Source organism: Fervidobacterium gondwanense DSM 13020 (assembly GCF_900143265.1).
GTDB classification, from domain to species: domain Bacteria; phylum Thermotogota; class Thermotogae; order Thermotogales; family Fervidobacteriaceae; genus Fervidobacterium; species Fervidobacterium gondwanense.
Map to the genome: position 1 here is coordinate 79,750 of NZ_FRDJ01000008.1, position 17,387 is coordinate 97,136.

The window sequence follows — 17,387 nt, forward strand, 5'->3', positions numbered from 1 at the left end:
TTTGAACGATTTAGATATACCATTTCAAAAAATAATAAGCGGGCTTTTAAGCCCGCCTTTTTGAATTATGGGGGTTATTAAAATATGTTGTTTAATTCTTGGTAGATTTCTTCGGTTATCTTCTCCTTTACCTCAACAGCTTTTATGTTTTCCTTAAGCTGCTCGAGTGAACTCACGCCAAGAATCACGCTGCTAACGTGTGGATTCTTTAGACACCATGCGATTGAGAGTTGGGACATTGTTACGCCGAGGTCATCCGCGATTTGTTTAATTCTCTTAAGCTTATTCATCGTTTCTTCACCAAATATTCCGCGCTCCTCCATTGTCTTTCTGAGCCACGGCCATTTGTCAAGTCTTGAACCTTGCGGGATACCTTCAAGGTACTTTCCAGAAAGCACACCGGATGCTAATGGACTCCATATTGTTGTCCCCATGCCGTATTTTTCGTACAGCGGAGCGTATTCTTTTTCCACTCTTGCTTTGAAAATGAGGTTGTACTGTGGTTGCTCAACAACTGGCGGTATGCAGTTCAATTCTTTTGCTACCTGGTGGGCTTTTTCTATCTCTTCTGCACTCCATTCGCTTGTCCCCCAGTAGAATGCAAGTCCGCTTCTCAATATTTGATCCATTGTCCACACTACTTCTTCCATTGGGACTTCTGGGTCAGGCCTGTGGCAGTAGAGTATGTCCACATAGTCGAGCTGGAGTCTTTTGAGTGAGTTCCAAGTACCTTCCAAAAGGTGCTTTCTTGAAAGACCTTTGTCGTTTGGACCTTCTCCACCCCAGAATATCTTTGTAGAGATAACTAAGTCTTCTCTTCTGTATTCCTTCAGTATCACCCCGAGCATCGATTCTGCGATCCCGTTTGCGTAAGCTTCCGCTGTATCGATGAAGTTAATGCCATTCTCTACTGCATACCTTACAACATCTTTTGTTGCTTTCAAGTCAAGCTGGTTTCCAAAAGTGAGCCAAGAGCCAAGTGAAACTTCGCTGATTTTTACGCCCCATTTGCCGACTTTTCTGTATTCCATCTCGTCCACCTCCTAATTCAAGGTATAATAGTTCGTATAACGAACAAAAGTATTATACCATAAAATTAAAGGGAGATGCAAGTGGTGCATCTCCCTTATTTTAAGACTGTTAATTATTCTTCTTTTGTTAATTCGTGGATCAATCTTTCTTCGATTATTCTGTTTGTGCCGAATTCGTCCAGTTGCAGATACCATGCAAATGTTTCGACAATCGCTTGGAGTGGTACCATTCCGATTATTTCACTACCGACAACTGGAACACCATACCTTTCGGCTTCTCTTTTGATGGTTTCGAAGACTCTGAAGATTGGTGATTTTTTGTAGTTTGTCAAGTTCATTGAGACTTGAACTATGCCTTTTTCTTTCAGTTCAACGCCCATGGCCTTTACGTATCTGTATCCACCGCTTATATGCCTCACAGCTTTTGCTATCTTGTCTGCTATCTCTATGTTATTTGTTCCCAAGTTTACGTTGAATGCGATCAAGAACTCCCTCGCACCAACTGCAGTTACACCAGCGGTCTCGTGTACTTTATCAGGGCCAAAGTCCGGTTTCCATTTCGGATTCTTTATTTTTTCAAAAAAGCCTTCGAATTCGCCTTTTCGTATCTCGGAAAGGTTTTCCTTTTCAGGAGATGTTGCGCTTCTTTCATATAGATAGACAGGAATGTTGAGCTCTTCGCCTATTCTTTTTCCAAGTTGTTTAGACCATTCTACACATTCTTGCATTGTCGTGCCGATGAGTGGTACAAGAGGAATAACATCCGTTGCACCCATCCTTGGATGCTCGCCTTTATGGTATCTCAAGTCTATCAGTTCAGAAGCCTTTTTTGTCATGTCAAAGAGTGCGTCCAAGACTTGTTCTGGTTCACCAACGAGTGTTACAACGGAGCGGTTGTGGTCTTTGTCCATCGACCAATCAAGAACCTTTACTTTTGGGTATTTGTTCGCTTCTTCGATTATCTGCCTTACAATTTCTTCCTTTCTTCCTTCACTAAAATTTGGAACGCTTTCGATAAGTTTCATTAAGAAATCCCCCTTTCATTTTTGAGCATCACTTGTCTACTGTCTTTTTTATCATATACCACAAGTATAGGTCAAACTTACCTAAGTGTTCTCCGAAAGCGTCTGATACCTTTCTAAGCCTTTCTTCGTAGTCTAAATATTTTTTCTTCGTCCATCCTTTCGGTATCTCTTCGATTAGTCCATATTTGTTCATTACTCTGAGTACGTGCTTGTCGAGTATTGCGTAATTAGTGAACGCTACGTTTCTTAAGAAGTGAGATGTTTCTTTCCAGCCGAGTCCTTTGATGTTCTTTACAAGGTATTCTCTCGGGTCCTCGGTCGATATTACTTCCCTAAGCTTTCCGATTATCCATCTGTTTGTTACTATGTACTGGGCTCGTGCATCCGGGTATCTGTGCCCAACTTCTCTTAGTTTGTCCGCAAGTTCTTCTTGATTTAATGTTGAGAACCCGTGACCAATTAGTTTCTGAGCTTTGATACCTCCCTGCGCACTCCAATTTGCAGTCAAAACGCAGAAGCTTAACTCAGAAAATAGATCGTCTTCGTTACCGTAATTACGAAGATTTTCAAATTCCACCCATCTTTTTTCAACAAGTGGTTTTGCTTCTTCACGAATTTCTTCAAGTTTGTTTAACAGTTCTTCTACCATGAAAATCTCCTCTCAGCTTCCTTAGAAAGTCTGTCCAATTATGAAATAGAAATTCGGATTCGGTACGAATGTTGGGGTTATCGGCAAGCCCCAACCGACTCTTACGAGCCCAAACATAGGAATAACCAAGCCAAGCTCGAAACCAGCAGAAGATTTTATGTTGTCGAAATTGTATGTATTTTCAAGAATACCTACATCAAAGAAAAGTGAGAAATATATCATCTGGTCAGGTTCTTTGAATCTAATTTCATTGTTGTTAAGTACCAAGACTGTGCCTTTTTGGTCTACTTTGACACCCCTTACTTGGTAAGGTCCAGCGAGGCTAAAGTTAACGGGCTCGCCTGATGTTTGGAAGACTTGTGCATTGTAAATGCGTGTAGCAAAGGAGATTGAAGGTGTAAACGGTAAGTGATACGTAGCATCTACAAAGTAGCTTAGAGCGTCAGAACCGTTTTCCGAAACCGGGACGTACTTTGTACCGCTCAGAGTTAATGAATATCCTGTCATCGGCACAAAGAGATTATCGAGCGTTTCGTAAATGTATGAGCCTGTAAAGCTAAGAGTTTTTGAGTTAACGGTTGTGTCTGAGGATACCGTAGTGTCGGTATACGCGGTGCTAAATGAGAATTGGCCAAACTGAGTTTTCAATGTGCTTAAACTTAATGATGCCGAGTACTTTGTTGTCTCGGTTGCGTTTTCTGTTGTTTGGTTGTAAGACAAGGATGTATTAATAATGAGAGGTAATTCAAAAGGTTTCCTTATACCAAAGCTGAAAGACAGATTCGTATTTGATAAAGCTTTCTGTAGTGATATGGAGAAGCTTTCACCGTATCCAAACGGATTCGTGCTTGAAAGTGAGAGAAGTCCTGCAAAACCTTCATACCACGGTTTATCTTTAACTGGTCCCCACGTTACACCGCCTTGGAAGTCAAATTTCTTATCCTTCTCTTCAACTGTCAAAACGATATTTACGTCTGTCGAGGTTGCTTCGGGTTGCTCAAAGTTGATGTTTACCTCTTTGAAAAAGTTGAGTTTCTTAAGTTCTATGTATGTGTTTTGCAAATCTGTTCTATTTAAGTAATCCCCGGGTTTAACGTAGATAAGATCATTGAACACGTATTCTTTCGTGTTTGTATTGCCTTTAATCTTTACTTCTTTTACTTTTGTTTCATTTACTAAAATGTACAGGTACCCATCTTCTCCTGCCTCGAGGTTAAGGTTTATAAAGTACCCAGCTTTCTCGTATTTGACCTTTACTTGCTGGATTTTCTTGAGTATGTCAAGGTTTGTGTAAGTTGCTTCTTTCACCTCGCCAACTAATTCGCTCTCTGATATCAGCGTGTTTCCTTTAACCCGGATTCCTTTAAGCGCAACGGGTTGACTTACAATTGTATTTTCCGCTACTGTTAAGACTAATGTTTTTGCTGGGATATCCTTATCCTCTTCAATAACTGACAAGTCAATCACTTTGAAAAACACATACTTTGAAAGGTTTTGGAAAAAGCCCTGGAGTGTGCTCAAAGTAGGTACGTAATTCTTTCCGCTATCGAAAATTTTTAAGAACCAATTTTTGTTTTCGTAATCTATATACTTCGGTAGTGAGAGCGATGGTTTTATCTTTTCAAATTCATCGTTGAAAGCTTTGTTGTCACTTAGAATCTCAAATTCTAAATTGTAAAGTGCGTATTCAGTGACTTTGAAGTTGACGACATTATCCTCGCCCAAGTTACCAGAAACGTATACGAATGCAAAACTCTTATCTTGCGTTCGTGGAGTTGCAACGGTATATCCGTTGTCAGAATACATTTTGGCTATGTTATCGATACTTTCCCAGAACTTTGGAAAACTAAACGCTTTACCTTCTTTCAACGTTACTGAAGCTTGGATTGTTTCTTTAGATATGATCCCATGCCCGCTGATTTCTATGTTTATCTTTGATACGGGAGCGTTTTCCGTTACTTTGATAAAGAGTATCTTTTCGTTTGCTTCAGAGTCTTTTAGCTCGTATGTTATTTCATCAAAATATCCTGTACCGTCGAGTTCTGATATGATGTCCTCAATTGCGTAGTTGTTGATATCTTTTCCTAAGTACTGCTTATAGAAAGGTTCTAACTCGGTTTTTGGGACGGTCTTCAAACCGTCAAACTGTACATCTTTGAGTACAAACCCAAAAGAAAGTGTTAGAAACAGGCTAAAAAGTATTACCAAAAGTGCTCTCAGTCTCATCACGTTTTCCTCCTTTTTATTATCACGATGTTACCTTTTATCTCAGATTTGACTCTCCATTTCTTTCAAAAGCTCTTCCAAAAGAGTTATTTTCTCAGGTGTGTCAAGGTGACCAAGATATTCTTTGATAGTCTTAGAAGCAATTTCATAGCATTCACCATCATAACACCTTTCAATTTGCCAGTTTATATTTTGATTAAGAAGCAGCACAAGAAATGTATCGGTAAGATTTCCAACAGGTTGGCAATCTATATGGCTTTTGTAAAATAATGCTTCTGTCTTTGTCCCTTTACCTAATTCTGAATCTATCTTCACGTACCCGCCAGTCGCCTCTGTTGCCTGTTTCAGAAATGGGAGGCCCAGTCCCACTCTACGTATTTCTTTCTTGCGCGTTGTGACAAACGGGTCGAATATTTTTTCAAGTATATCTGGTCTTATCCCGCCCGCATCGTCTTCCACAGAGAAGAAGAACGTATCGACAGTCTCAATAATCTTAATGTATACATTTTTTGCACCTGCGTTAACGGAGTTTTCCGCAATATCGTGTATGTGATCTGCTATGGTTATCAATCCCAAATTGTCTTAAACCTCCCTTCAATCAAAGTCTCTATCACATCATTTGCTGAAGAGATTTCTCCTTCGATATACAACTTTCTTGAGCCTATTTCATCCGGTAAGTGGGCATCAGACGATGTCAGCACAATGTATCCTTCCGCTTTCAGCTTAGCCCAAGTTTCTTTCCTTTTCACCTCAACGTATCTTGTACCGCTTGGAAGAAAGCCAAGTTGCTGAATTGCTCCAAACCTTCTGTCAACATGTGCAAAGACAGGTAAACCACTATTATCCTTAATCAATCCAATTGTATCATCAATTGTTAGATTTGTCGGAAAGCCGAGATAGTAATCGACTATCTCAACAAACGCCTCATTTTCGTTAATTACAATCTGGTATCCGTATTTTTCTGGATCATACGGCAATTTGTCAGCGTTTTCTTCTACAAGTTTTGAGAAATTCATTAAGTTTTCTATATTCGGAAAATAGCCAAGTATGTGAACGTCTTCGATAGTGTGCACTTCTATGCCCGGCACGACTATTTTATCTTTGCATAATAAAACAAATGCCGCAACATTCTGTGCGGTATTATGGTCTGTTATCGATATTATATCCAAATCATTGTTGCACACAGCAGATGGTACCATTGTTAAATCTCCACAAGGCGAAAGGCAAGAGTGGATATGAAGGTCAGCCTTGTATATCATTCTATCTAATACCCAACGAATAGATCTTTCCGGCGGTTATATATGAAGTCTCGTTTGAGATATACAAGTTAATCTTTTCTTCTTTCGCTTTTTCTATTACCTCTTCACTGAATTCGATCCCTTCACACAGTACTATAGCTTTAACACCGGTGAGCGCGGCAACTGCAACAATATTAAGATGATTTTGAACAGTTAGCCATACTGAATTAGCCTGAGCCGAGCGCATAACAATGCTTAAAAGATCTCCAACATAGCCGTGTTCGATTTCATAATCTTCGCAAAATAGTACCTCTTTTAGTCCGATCTGTCTCGCGAGCTCTTTAATTTTCATTCTTCCTATCCCCCTTAAATATTATATAAATGTTCAAACCGTTGTATTTAGAAGCATCCCTATCAGGAACTCTGGCATTTTCATGCCGAACATCAAAGCGTTCATTGCCATAGTGAGAAGCAAGATCTGTTGTTGGAGTTTTTCCCGCTCAACGGGATCTTGAGTCATTTGGAGTTTTCTGTAAAGTTCATCTATTTTTCTTGTTATTTCGCTCTGTTTCATTTGGTCTGGTTGCTCGAGTTTATTTGCACCGTCGGTTGGACCAGCTTCTCTTCCTTGACCATCATTGCTACCAGGTATATAAATCAAAACTTTTGTTTTACCTGCAACAGCTGCTAAAAAAGAACCACGCTTTTGCATGTCTAAGTATATCCCGCCAGATATTATTACTCCACCTTGCTCGGCGGCTTGTTTTTTGAAATCTATGTAGTTTGCGAATTCCTGACTCATTACTCTAAGCACGCTCTGGCTTGCAGGTGCACCAGAAGGTATACCTGGTTCGCCAGGATCAAGTTTGTATCCAAGTGTTGGATTTACAATTACCTGAGAGCCGGTTCTCACGCTACCAATAGCACTTACCATAGCCCTCATCCCTACTTAAAATTTCAAAAGTTCCCACTTTACATCTTCGACAGAAGCTTTAGAGATTCCTTTATGACCCTCGATAAATTGGCATCTGGAAGTTCTTTGCGCACTTGCTTGACAGCGTTTTGAGCCTGAGCTTTGCTGTAACCAAGAGAAGCAAGTGCCTCAATTGCTTCAAGAGATGTACTGTCCACTTGCATAGGTTCAAATTCCTCTCTCAGCTCCGCAACTATGCGTTCTGCAGTCTTACGTCCTATTCCTGGAATTGCGGAGAGTTTTTCTATATCACCTGTTGCAATTGCTGTAGAAAGATATTCTAAGCTCGTTGCCGACAATATTTTAACAGCGGTCTTTGGACCAAGTTTTGATACTTTTGTTAATTTTTCAAAGGCTTCTCTTTTTTCCTTAGAATCGAACCCGTATAGAGTTATATCTTCCTGCGTTACTACCAGTTTTGTATATACTTTAATATCCTCTCCCTCTGAAGTTTCTGAAAAGCTCTCTGCATCGCAAACAATGCTTAGCACAAAACTTCCAACCCTAATTAGCAGATTTCCCTCACTGCGTCCAGCGTATTTTCCTTCTATTACTTCTATCACTTTGCATCAACTCCAAGAAGTTCGTTGTTCAAACCAAAGAGTTGCGTTACATTGCTCAAAACATGTTCGGTCACATCTTTGCCAAATATTTTGTTTAGCTCTTCGACAACATATGCAACATAAATCGGTTCATTTCTTTTTCCTCTGAACTGTTGTGGTGGTAGATATGGGCAGTCAGTTTCGGTCACTATATTTTCTATTCCTATTATTTTGACTGTTCTTCTAAGCATTTCGTTCTTAGGATATGTAATTGGTCCGCCTATACCTATTTTGAAACCCAATTTTACGAATTTCTTCGCCCAGTTTTCATCTGAACCGAACGCGTGAACAATACCACGTAATTTTTCAGTCTTAAATGCACTTAAAATATCGTACGTGTCTTCGTATGCATCTCTAATGTGGAGTATGACGGGCAAATCGAGCTTTTGGGCTAAAGCAAGTTGATCGGCGAATACTCTTTTCTGAACCTCAACAGGTGAGAGGTTCCTAAAATAATCAAGGCCTATTTCTCCAATCGCGATAACTTTATTTGAAGTTGTTGCGAGTCTTTCGATTTTATCAAGGTAATTTTCTTTATGCTCAAGAGCATCTTTGGAATCGTGAGGGTGGACACCAATTGCACAGTAAGTGTTCGAAAGGCGCTTTGCAATCTTGATAGTTTCAGGCATATCTTTCATATTCGTAGACACATTCAAAACAAATTTTAACTCTTGAGTACGTTTTAGCACATCTTCCAGGTCGTTTTTGAATTGCCACATGTGCAAATGTGCGTGTGTGTCTATCAACTTTTGTGTGTCTAAATTCAATTCCATGGTATACACAGCCTCCTTTTTCTGATATAATTATACCAGAATTTTATTAACTTTATCATGTTTAGTTTTGAAATTGAGAAACAAGAACAGCTTTGGGGGTGTATCAATGGATCGTTACGGAAAACTGACGGTGATTACTGGACCTATGTATTCTGGAAAAACGACAGAACTTCTAAATTTTGCGGAGATTTATGACCTTGGAAGGAAGAAAATCGTTATTTTTAAGCCAGCCATCGATAACCGGTACAGTGCTGAAGATGTTGTAACGCACAAGTTTTTTAAAATGCCTGCTAAGGTAGTTGCGAGTTCTGATGAACTGGCTCGTGTGTATTATTCAGTTGGAGAAAGGCCCGATGCGATTTTTGTTGATGAGGTGCATTTTTTTGATGAAGCAATAGTTGATGTGCTAAAAAAGATAACCTCAGATGGTGTTGATGTATATTGTGCGGGTCTTGACATGAGCTATCTGTGGGAACCTTTCGAAGCAACAGCTAAGCTTATGGCAATAGCTGACGAGGTCATAAAGAAAAAAGCAGTGTGTGAAATATGTGGAGAATACAATGGGACACTATCGTTCAAGAAGAAGACAAACGGTGGTGTGATCGATGTTGGAGGGAAAGAAAAATATATAGCAGTTTGTAAAGATTGTTATAGAGAATTATCTTTGAAGGAGGGAGATAAATGATGGTGAGAAAGTGGAAGATTATTTTGGGTTCACTGTTCATTTTTATTTCTGCATTTGTTGTAGCACAATCGAAAGCAAATGTGACAGTTGTCCACACGAGTAACATATATGGAAATGTTTTGCCCTACAATTATTTTAATGATACTTTTGAGCCAAAAGGTTTGACGTATATTTATTCATACGTGACTTCAAAGAGAGCAGAGAATCAGAATTTTGTTCTCATCGATACAGGAAATATCCTTTACGGAAGTCCGTTTGGTGATTATTTTGTTGAAAAGGACATAGCAGAAAATCGAGTTTTAGAGTTAATTAACAAAACAGGTTACGATGTTTTAGTACCAGGAACGTTTGAGCTTTCGCTTGGTAAAGAGTATCTGAATCAGTATGTAAGAAAGTTTAATGGATTTGTTCTTGCGACAAACTTAGTTGGCGAGATAGACGGTATTAAAAACTACTATGTCAAAGTACTTCCAAACGGTATAAAAATAGCGATTTTCGGCGTCGTACCACCTTATGGTGAATATAAGTACAGTGACTATATTGCAAATCTTCGCGAAAGGATAGATAGAGTTAAGAAAGAAGTTGCGCCAGACGCAATCGTGCTCGCGACAAGTGGTGGCATTTCTTATGATCCCGTAAAAGGAAACAGAATAGCTTTGGAAAGCAATTTGAACATAGGGGACGCTTTGGTAAAGAATTTCTCAAAAGATGTTAATATCTTCTTGTTTGGAAATCAAGCCTTAATTTATACGGGTAAGAATCAAAACGTGATTTACTCACTTCCAGGTAATGATGGATTGTCAGTGAATGAAATCAATCTTGAATTCACGAAGAACGGAACTAAATGGAAATTGAACAACGTTTCCATTAAGAATGTCAAAATGGCTGATATCAAAGTCAACGAGGATATTATTTCATGGGCTCAGAAATTTGAAACAGAAGTGGAAAAATGGCTTTCCGAAAACTTGTTTGCATCTGCAGTGACAATTGGATTCAACAAATACATGGCCATTCTTGAAGATAGCTTAATCACGGAGTTGGTGAATAAATCAATTATTGAATATACAAGAGCGCAAATCGGTATTTGGAATGTCTATAATCCGAATTTTAAAGGTATAGTGGAAGGAAACATAACAAGAAAAGAACTATATGGGTTGATTGGAAAAACAACATCTGTAAAAGTGTTGAAGCTTTCTGGTGGGGAAGTAAAGGAGATAATCAAGAATAGCCTTCAGTATTTATCGCTTGAAGATAGTAAAGTCTTGTTCTCGAGAACAGTTGTAAACAATCCATGGTTCTATGATCTTATTGAAGGTATAAACTACAAGGTTGTGTTGAACAATGGGACAATAAGAGAAATAACCTTCTTGGGTAAACCTTTAGAAGACAGCGATACTCTTATTATGTCAGTGCCAACTATAAGAACATACGGTCAGAATCCATTACTGAAAGGCAAAGTTATCAATGATGTTGAGGTACCTGTGCAAAAAATACTATTTAGCACGATTGGTAATCTGTTGTCCGATGGGGTAATAGCCAACGAGGAGGATAGAAACAGAGAGTCCTTGGTACTCCTGACATACACTGTTCAAGCGGGTGATACTTTCAGACAAGTTGCTTACAGATTGGGTGTTAGTGAAGAGGAACTCTTGAAACTTAATCCTATTATCAAAGACCCGAATTTGATAAGGCCGGGATGGAAGTTCATCTACTACAAGAAGTATTTAGACCTTATTCCACCATTGAAAGAACTTTTCGAAGCCAAATAAATGAAAAGAGTGAACCAGATATTCAGAATTTAGAATAGTTTTTCATAGGCGGGGTGATAGTGATTCACCTCGCTTTTATTTCTTAAGTTAATCTCTCTGAAAACCAAGTTTTCGTATCATTCACACATAGTTACCATATGTGTGGTATAATATATAAAAGTTGAAATAGTTAAATAAATAGAACACATCCGGAGGTGTTTTGAGTGAAAAAGTTTTATATTACGACGCCTATTTATTATGTTAACGCGGAACCTCATATAGGGAGCTCATATACTACGATTGTTGGTGATATCTTGGCTCGTTACAAGAGAATGCTCGGCTACGAAGTTTTTTATCTGACTGGTACGGATGAACACGGTCAAAAAATAGCTCAGGCAGCACGAGAGAAAGGTGTTGAACCTCAAGTTCTCTGCGATGAACTTGCACAGAAATTTAAAGATTTGTGGAAGGATTTGAATATCACAAACGATTATTTTATAAGAACGACAGATGAAAATCACATGAGAACTGTTCAGTACTTTGTTTCAAGGATGCTCGAAAATGGCGATGTCTACAAAGGTACGTATGAAGGATGGTACTGTGTACCGTGTGAAACGTACTGGAACGAAGATGAATTAGAGCATGATGAACACGGACACAACCTTTGTCCATCGTGCAGAAGAGAAGTCCAGGTCATCAAAGAGGAAAACTATTTCTTCAGATTGTCAAAGTATACGGAGCCTCTTCTAAAGCATTTCCAAGATAATCCCGAGTTTGTTGAGCCTGATTTCAGAAAAAACGAGATGTTAAAAATTCTCGAATCTGGTCTGAAAGACCTTTCGATAACCAGAACAACGTTAAAATGGGGCATACCAATGCCAAAAGATCCAGAACACGTCATTTACGTCTGGGTCGATGCACTGATAAACTATATTTCGGCAATCGGTTATCCTGACAACATGGATAATTTCAACAAATGGTGGCCCGCTGATGTACATCTAATAGGAAAGGAAATTAACAGGTTCCACAGCCTTATTTGGCCTGCAATGTTGATGTCGGTCGGACTACCTTTACCAAAGAAAGTCTTTGCGCACGGCTGGTTGACTGTGAATGGCCAGAAGATAAGCAAGTCGCTTGGAAATGCTATAGATCCACGTGAGTACGTAAAGAAATATGGTAACGACGTTGTTAGATATTACCTCGTTAGAGATATAGTTTTTGGAAAGGATGGAGACTTTTCCGAAGAAAACCTCGTTAAGAGATTGAATTCTGATCTTGCTAACGATTACGGTAACCTGCTCCATAGGACACTTGCTATGATTGTGAAACATTTTTCCTCAATAGTTCCGGGTATTTCTTCGTTAGAAGAAATTGATAAGAGCCTCATAAGTGAATATGAAAAGACAAAAGAGGAATATATAAGCCTGATGGACAGTTACAAGATAACCGATGCGCTTGATAGATTGTGGCAGTTTATAGGGTATCTGAACAAATACTTTGACGAAACAAGGCCTTGGGTGTTGGCAAAGGAAGGTAATAAGGAAAGACTTGGAACAGTTTTGTCTTTGGTTGTAGAGAGTACACTGAAAGTTGCAACACTTGTTTCGCCAGTTATGCCTGATTCATCAAAAGAAGTCTATTCAAGACTTGGTATAAGCAGTGATTTCTCAGAGATTTATTTGACTGGGTGGGAACATCTCAAAGACAGAAAGATTCTACATGGTGAACCACTGTTTAAGAAATTTGAAAAAGGTAAGGAGGAAAAGTTTATGGAAAAAGAGCAAATTAAGGGTCAAGCTGAAACTAAAGTTGAAAATGTCGTAACTATGAGTGATCTTATAGATATAGATTACTTCAAAAAAGTAGATTTGCGCGTTGCAAAGATTTTAGAAGCCGAGAAAGTGGAGAAGTCCGAAAAATTAGTTAAGTTACAGATAGACCTTGGTGAACTTGGCAGGAGACAGATAGTAGCAGGTATAGCTCAGTTCTATAAACCCGAAGAGCTCGTAGGAAGGCTAATAATTGTTGTAGCCAATTTGAAGCCTGCAAAGTTGATGGGACTTGAATCAAACGGAATGCTGCTTGCCGCTAAGAAGAACGATAAGCTCAAACTGTTAACAGTATCTGATGAAATCGAACCGGGAGCGAAGATTTCGTAATAAGTTTCATGGTATTTCAGATTTGTGGTTAGTCAAATTAGTCTGGAATTTGAGGAGGTAACTCAAGGTGAGCGAGAAAGAATTCAGTGATGTAAACAATCCCGTTGAATCTAATGGCGATTCAAAAGATAATAATATAATAGAGCGATTGCTCGAAGAGGAACTTGTGAAATCATATCTGAGCTACTCGATGAGTGTAATCATCGGGCGCGCTATCCCAGATGTTAGAGACGGTTTAAAACCTGTTCAACGAAGAATTCTGTACTCAATGTATGAGTTGGGATTATCGCACAATAAGCCATTTAAAAAGTCTGCACGTATCGTTGGTGAAGTGATGGGTAAGTATCACCCGCACGGTGACGCTTCGATTTACGAAGCGCTTGTGAGAATGGCACAACCTTGGTCCATGAGATATTCACTTGTTGAAGGGCAAGGAAACTTTGGGTCTGTTGATAGGGACCCACCAGCTGCGATGAGGTATACCGAGGCTCGTCTGCATAAAATCTCGGAAGAAATGATGGAAGATATAGAGAAAAATACTGTCCGTATGTTAGATAACTTCGACGGGTCGTTGCAAGAACCAGAAGTTCTGCCTTCAAAATTGCCAAATTTATTGCTTAACGGTGCGAGTGGTATAGCAGTTGGTATGGCGACAAGCATTCCAACGCATAATTTGAAAGACGTGGTGGATACAATAGTCGCAGTTATTAAAGAACCGGATATTTCTGTCGAAAGGCTGCTTGATATAATCAAAGGCCCGGATTTTCCAACTGGTGGAATTATCATAGGAAGAGCTGGAATACGTGAAATGTATGTTACAGGCAAAGGCAGTTTCACTGTAAGAGGCAAAGTTGAAGTAAAACATGAGAAGAAGAAAAAAAGCATAATAATTACCGAGATACCCTATGGCATAAGCAAAGCAGATTTAATAAACCAGATTGCTGAATACTTACAAGAAGAAGAGATTCCAGTCAAGGATTTAAGAGATGAAAGTGATAAAGAAGGTCTTAGGGTTGTAATCGAATTTCCAGAAGAAATAAACGAGGAAGTTATTTTGAACAATCTCTACCAGAAAACAGGCCTTCAAACGAGATTCAACGCAACGTTCTTGGTAATAGATGCAGATAAGCAACCAAGACTGATGAATCTTAAGCAAATAGTTGAGGCATTTGTCAGACACAGGTTTGAAGTTATACGCAGGCGCACACAGTATGCGTACCAACAGGATTCAAGAAAGGCTCATATCCTTGAAGGACTGATAAAAGCTTCGAGGGCGATAGACACCGTTGTAAACATTGTGCGAGGTGCGAAAGATTCTTCAGATGCGACAGCACAGTTGATCGATATTCTCCAACTAACTGAAGAACAGGCAAAGGCAGTATTGGACATGAGACTTGGTAGGCTTACAAACTTGGAAACTCAGAACCTGCAAGGTGAGTACAGGGAAGTATTACTGCGATTGGAAAGGGAAAAAGAAATATTGATGAGCGATGAGAAGGTCTATGAAGTCATGATTCAAGAACTTCTGGAATTGAAGGAAAAGTACGGAGATGAGAGAAGAACCGAGATAACAGAATACGAAGAAACAATAACGCGGTTTGATAAGAAGGATCTTGTACCAAACAAGGATGTTGTTATGACGTTGACAAGAAAAGGCTTCTTAAAGTTGATGGACCTCAATGTCTTCCGAACGCAAAGGCGCAATGGAAAGGGAGTTACTGGAACCAACTTAATGGAAGACGATATCGTCTCACAGATAATTTATACGCAGTTGCACAACAATACGTTGTTCTTCACTTCCTTTGGTAAGGTATACGAACTTGAAAACTTAGAGATAGAAGAAAGTGGACGCACAACGAAAGGTAAGCCCGTTAATAAGTATATAAAGCTTGAACAAGGCGAAAAGGTTCTTGCAATGATGGATATATCAGATTACAGTGGCGACTTGCTTTTTGTGACTAAGAATGGTGTGGTTAAGAGAACGAAACTTGAGGAGTTTAGGAATATAACATCAAAAGGTATAAGGGCTATAACTTTTAGAGAAGGTGACGAGCTTGTTTCTGTGTTGAAAGTTTCATCTGAGGAGCACACTGTGTTGATCTCTACTAAACTTGGAATGAGCATCAGGTTTGGACTTGAAGAAGTAAGAACGATGGGAAGATCCGCAGCAGGTGTTGGTGGAATAAGATTGCGAGAAGGCGACCAAGTTGTCTCTGCAACCATTTTGGAAAATGACGAAGGATTTATACTCACAATAACAGAAAATGGTTTTGGAAAACTGACAGAAGCTTCAGAATACAGGAAGCAGTCGAGAAATGGAATTGGTATAAAGAATATCGCCGACCTTGAAAAAACAGGAGCTATTGTTGGTGTTTCATATGTAAAAGGTGATGAAGAAGTCGTTGTATTTACCAAAGACGGTGCGACTATAAAATTCAAAGTTAGCGATGTACCTTCACGCGGACGTGTAGCACAGGGAGTCAAAGTGATCCACCTTGCTGACGGAGATATCGTCGCAGATTTTGCCGTTATCGGTGGTGAAGATTGATTTGTACAGGGAAATTGAACACAAAGCGGATTTGGCGTATGAAGTAATTGTAAATGATATCGATGAGCTGCTGAGAGATTTAATCGAGATTTTCAAAGAGAATGCAGAGATCGAAAGTTCAAAAAATGTTGAAGTTTCAAATGACAATTTGCAAAATATTGTAAAAAAATGTTATAATATAAAAATGATTAAAGATATGGACGAGTCGGATGAATTCATAGACAGCGTTTTTGACACAGTAAATGATATAATTTCTTTAATAGACAGGGGATATTTTCCAATCAAAGTCGAGAACTCCTGCATTTATTTGATACCGCTTAGAGTGATTTTTAGAATCAAAGCTTTGACTTACCACGCACTTAAAGTAAAAGTTCTGGGTTCAAGAATTCATTTTTGGATGGTGTTCGACGTATGAGGAATTTGACAGAAAAACAGCAGCAAATCTATGAGTTTATAAAAGACTATATAACAATGAAAGGATACTCTCCATCTGTTAGGGATATAGCGCGTCATTTCAAGATGACGCCACGTGGTGCTCAGCAACATATAATAGCATTAGAAAAGAAAGGTTACATAACACGTGCCAAAGGACCAAGGACGATAACCTTGGCTGACAGGAAGGAAAGTATTACAATTCCTGTTAAAGGAAAAATCGCTGCTGGACAAGCCATAGAAATGTTTGAAGAAGTTGACGAAGAAATTGAGGTACCGTTGGTCATGCTTCGAGGTTATGGAGTTTACTTTGCCTTGAAAGTTCAAGGCGATAGTATGATTAATGCACACATTGTTGATGGAGATTATGTAATCATCAAAAAGCAATATACGGCAGAAAACAATTCGATAGTTGCCGTCACGGTTGATGATAAGGTAACACTTAAGCGTATCTTTGTTAGGGATGATGTCATAGAGTTAGTTCCAGAGAATGATTCGTACCCAATTATAAAGCAGGATCCAAAGAAGGTTAGAGTTATAGGTAAAATGGTAGGGCTAATTAGAGTTCTTAAATAGGTTATTTTCACAGTAAGGGGTGGACAGTTATGGAAATGAAGAAATTAGGAGATATAGTTCTTTTTAAAGTTCCTGAAGAAATGGAGCTAACTAATGCTCAGGATATTAAAAGATTTGTATATGAAAATTCTTTCGATAAAGGTTTGAAAAAAGTAATTCTTGATTTTTCTGAAACTAAGTATATAGATAGCACAGGCCTTGGAACTATGGTCGCACTCCACAAGCAAGCATTGATGAACGCTGGAGCGGTTGTTTTTTTGAATCTTGATAGTAACATTAAGAACTTACTTAAAATGACAGCTTTAGATAGAATTTTGAATATTTATGATAATGAAAGGGAAGCCATTGAGTTTCTTAATAAGTAAAAAGCTTAGATTTAAAAGATTTCCGGTAATAAGTCAAGAGGAGAAAAAATAGAAAAATAAAAAACCTAGTCAACACTTTGACTTTCAATAACTTAATATTTCACTTTCATTCTTCACATACTTGATTTCGTTCTTTTTACCTATTTCATCGGTACATACGGTACGTTGTTCTTTAGTAAATAATACACTAAATTTACTAATTTCCTTGCAGTTAATATTAGCGCTCTCATGTGTTTGTGTGTTGTTGCTTCTGCGTACTTTTTGCGATAATATTCTTTGTATACAGGATCGTATGTCTTTACTCCGTTCGCTGCCATTACTAGGTATGTTCTTAGATACTTGTTCCCTTTTTTCGTT

General features: G+C 38.7%; 17 protein-coding genes and 1 pseudogene. 7 read left to right on the forward strand and 11 right to left on the reverse strand.

Features of this window, described 5'->3' with window-relative positions; all coding sequences use genetic code 11:
- Positions 1–77: 77 nt before the first annotated feature.
- The 10 genes from BUA11_RS07475 to BUA11_RS07520 all read right to left on the reverse strand — a co-directional run bounded on the left by BUA11_RS07475 (position 78) and on the right by BUA11_RS07520 (position 8,517).
- Positions 78–1,031, reverse strand: coding sequence for an aldo/keto reductase (locus tag BUA11_RS07475; protein ID WP_072760073.1), 954 nt, complete (start codon positions 1,029–1,031; stop codon positions 78–80).
- Positions 1,032–1,144: 113 nt separating this feature from the next.
- The gene (gene ftcD, locus BUA11_RS07480) at positions 1,145–2,056 is read right to left on the reverse strand and encodes a glutamate formimidoyltransferase (RefSeq protein ID WP_072760075.1); all 912 of its coding nucleotides are present in this window, start codon (positions 2,054–2,056) and stop codon (positions 1,145–1,147) included.
- A gap of 28 nt (positions 2,057–2,084) precedes the next feature.
- A complete protein-coding gene (locus tag BUA11_RS07485) occupies positions 2,085–2,705 on the reverse strand; it encodes an N-glycosylase/DNA lyase (RefSeq protein WP_072760077.1) in 621 nt (206 codons plus the stop codon).
- A 21-nt stretch (positions 2,706–2,726) separates the two neighbouring features.
- Positions 2,727–4,931 (reverse strand): BamA/OMP85 family outer membrane protein, encoded by a 2,205-nt coding sequence (locus tag BUA11_RS07490; RefSeq protein ID WP_084634403.1) that lies wholly within the window; start codon positions 4,929–4,931, stop codon positions 2,727–2,729.
- A gap of 42 nt (positions 4,932–4,973) precedes the next feature.
- On the reverse strand, positions 4,974–5,507 hold the full coding sequence (locus tag BUA11_RS07495) for an ATP-binding protein (RefSeq protein WP_072760079.1): 534 nt from the start codon (positions 5,505–5,507) through the stop codon (positions 4,974–4,976).
- A complete protein-coding gene (locus BUA11_RS07500) occupies positions 5,498–6,130 on the reverse strand; it encodes a PHP-associated domain-containing protein (protein WP_072760081.1) in 633 nt (210 codons plus the stop codon). Before BUA11_RS07500 ends, BUA11_RS07495 begins: the two co-directional genes overlap by 10 nt.
- A gap of 61 nt (positions 6,131–6,191) precedes the next feature.
- Positions 6,192–6,521 (reverse strand): iron-sulfur binding hydrogenase, encoded by a 330-nt coding sequence (locus BUA11_RS07505; RefSeq protein WP_072760083.1) that lies wholly within the window; start codon positions 6,519–6,521, stop codon positions 6,192–6,194.
- Positions 6,522–6,554: 33 nt separating this feature from the next.
- Positions 6,555–7,103, reverse strand: a complete 549-nt coding sequence (locus BUA11_RS07510) for a hypothetical protein (protein WP_072760085.1) — start codon at positions 7,101–7,103, stop codon at positions 6,555–6,557.
- A 38-nt stretch (positions 7,104–7,141) separates the two neighbouring features.
- Positions 7,142–7,705, reverse strand: coding sequence for a Holliday junction branch migration protein RuvA (ruvA, locus tag BUA11_RS07515; RefSeq protein ID WP_072760087.1), 564 nt, complete (start codon positions 7,703–7,705; stop codon positions 7,142–7,144).
- Positions 7,702–8,517, reverse strand: coding sequence for a TatD family hydrolase (locus tag BUA11_RS07520; protein WP_072760089.1), 816 nt, complete (start codon positions 8,515–8,517; stop codon positions 7,702–7,704). The genes ruvA and BUA11_RS07520 overlap by 4 nt, the downstream gene beginning before the upstream one ends.
- Before the next feature lie 106 nt (positions 8,518–8,623).
- Between BUA11_RS07520 and BUA11_RS07525 the strand changes: the two genes are divergently transcribed.
- The 7 genes from BUA11_RS07525 (at position 8,624) to BUA11_RS07555 (ending at position 17,030) form a co-directional block, all read left to right on the forward strand.
- A complete protein-coding gene (locus BUA11_RS07525) occupies positions 8,624–9,202 on the forward strand; it encodes a thymidine kinase (protein WP_072760091.1) in 579 nt (192 codons plus the stop codon).
- Positions 9,199–10,971: a LysM peptidoglycan-binding domain-containing protein gene (locus tag BUA11_RS07530; RefSeq protein WP_084634404.1), complete on the forward strand. Its 1,773-nt coding sequence runs from the start codon at positions 9,199–9,201 to the stop codon at positions 10,969–10,971. The genes BUA11_RS07525 and BUA11_RS07530 overlap by 4 nt, the downstream gene beginning before the upstream one ends.
- A 203-nt stretch (positions 10,972–11,174) precedes the next feature.
- Positions 11,175–13,109 carry a methionine--tRNA ligase gene (gene metG, locus BUA11_RS07535; RefSeq protein WP_072760093.1) on the forward strand — a complete coding sequence of 645 codons (1,935 nt, stop codon included), beginning with the start codon at positions 11,175–11,177 and terminating at the stop codon, positions 13,107–13,109.
- Between the two features lie 136 nt (positions 13,110–13,245).
- Positions 13,246–15,657: a DNA gyrase subunit A gene (gene gyrA, locus BUA11_RS07540; protein ID WP_072760131.1), complete on the forward strand. Its 2,412-nt coding sequence runs from the start codon at positions 13,246–13,248 to the stop codon at positions 15,655–15,657.
- Between the two features lies 1 nt (position 15,658).
- Entirely contained in the window at positions 15,659–16,072 is a 414-nt protein-coding gene (locus BUA11_RS07545) for a hypothetical protein (protein ID WP_072760095.1), read from the forward strand.
- Positions 16,069–16,665, forward strand: coding sequence for a transcriptional repressor LexA (lexA, locus tag BUA11_RS07550; protein WP_072760097.1), 597 nt, complete (start codon positions 16,069–16,071; stop codon positions 16,663–16,665). Before BUA11_RS07545 ends, lexA begins: the two co-directional genes overlap by 4 nt.
- Before the next feature lie 29 nt (positions 16,666–16,694).
- Positions 16,695–17,030: an STAS domain-containing protein gene (locus tag BUA11_RS07555; RefSeq protein WP_072760099.1), complete on the forward strand. Its 336-nt coding sequence runs from the start codon at positions 16,695–16,697 to the stop codon at positions 17,028–17,030.
- A gap of 140 nt (positions 17,031–17,170) precedes the next feature.
- Here BUA11_RS07555 and BUA11_RS07560 read toward each other — a convergent pair.
- Positions 17,171–17,387, reverse strand: a pseudogene (locus BUA11_RS07560) (IS110 family transposase); the annotation flags it as partial.

What these genes read in the sequence shown, in the direction of transcription:
- BUA11_RS07485 (WP_072760077.1), bottom strand. Translation starts at nt 2,705, where the DNA reads ATGGTAGAAGAACTGTTAAACAAACTTGAAGAAATTCGTGAAGAAGCA.
- BUA11_RS07490 (WP_084634403.1), bottom strand. Translation starts at nt 4,931, where the DNA reads ATGAGACTGAGAGCACTTTTGGTAATACTTTTTAGCCTGTTTCTAACA.
- BUA11_RS07510 (WP_072760085.1), bottom strand. Translation starts at nt 7,103, where the DNA reads ATGGTAAGTGCTATTGGTAGCGTGAGAACCGGCTCTCAGGTAATTGTA.
- BUA11_RS07555 (WP_072760099.1), top strand. Translation starts at nt 16,695, where the DNA reads ATGGAAATGAAGAAATTAGGAGATATAGTTCTTTTTAAAGTTCCTGAA.
- BUA11_RS07525 (WP_072760091.1), top strand. Translation starts at nt 8,624, where the DNA reads ATGGATCGTTACGGAAAACTGACGGTGATTACTGGACCTATGTATTCT.
- lexA (WP_072760097.1), top strand. Translation starts at nt 16,069, where the DNA reads ATGAGGAATTTGACAGAAAAACAGCAGCAAATCTATGAGTTTATAAAA.
- BUA11_RS07505 (WP_072760083.1), bottom strand. Translation starts at nt 6,521, where the DNA reads ATGAAAATTAAAGAGCTCGCGAGACAGATCGGACTAAAAGAGGTACTA.
- BUA11_RS07500 (WP_072760081.1), bottom strand. Translation starts at nt 6,130, where the DNA reads ATGGTACCATCTGCTGTGTGCAACAATGATTTGGATATAATATCGATA.
- BUA11_RS07520 (WP_072760089.1), bottom strand. Translation starts at nt 8,517, where the DNA reads ATGGAATTGAATTTAGACACACAAAAGTTGATAGACACACACGCACAT.
- ftcD (WP_072760075.1), bottom strand. Translation starts at nt 2,056, where the DNA reads ATGAAACTTATCGAAAGCGTTCCAAATTTTAGTGAAGGAAGAAAGGAA.
- BUA11_RS07475 (WP_072760073.1), bottom strand. Translation starts at nt 1,031, where the DNA reads ATGGAATACAGAAAAGTCGGCAAATGGGGCGTAAAAATCAGCGAAGTT.
- BUA11_RS07530 (WP_084634404.1), top strand. Translation starts at nt 9,199, where the DNA reads ATGATGGTGAGAAAGTGGAAGATTATTTTGGGTTCACTGTTCATTTTT.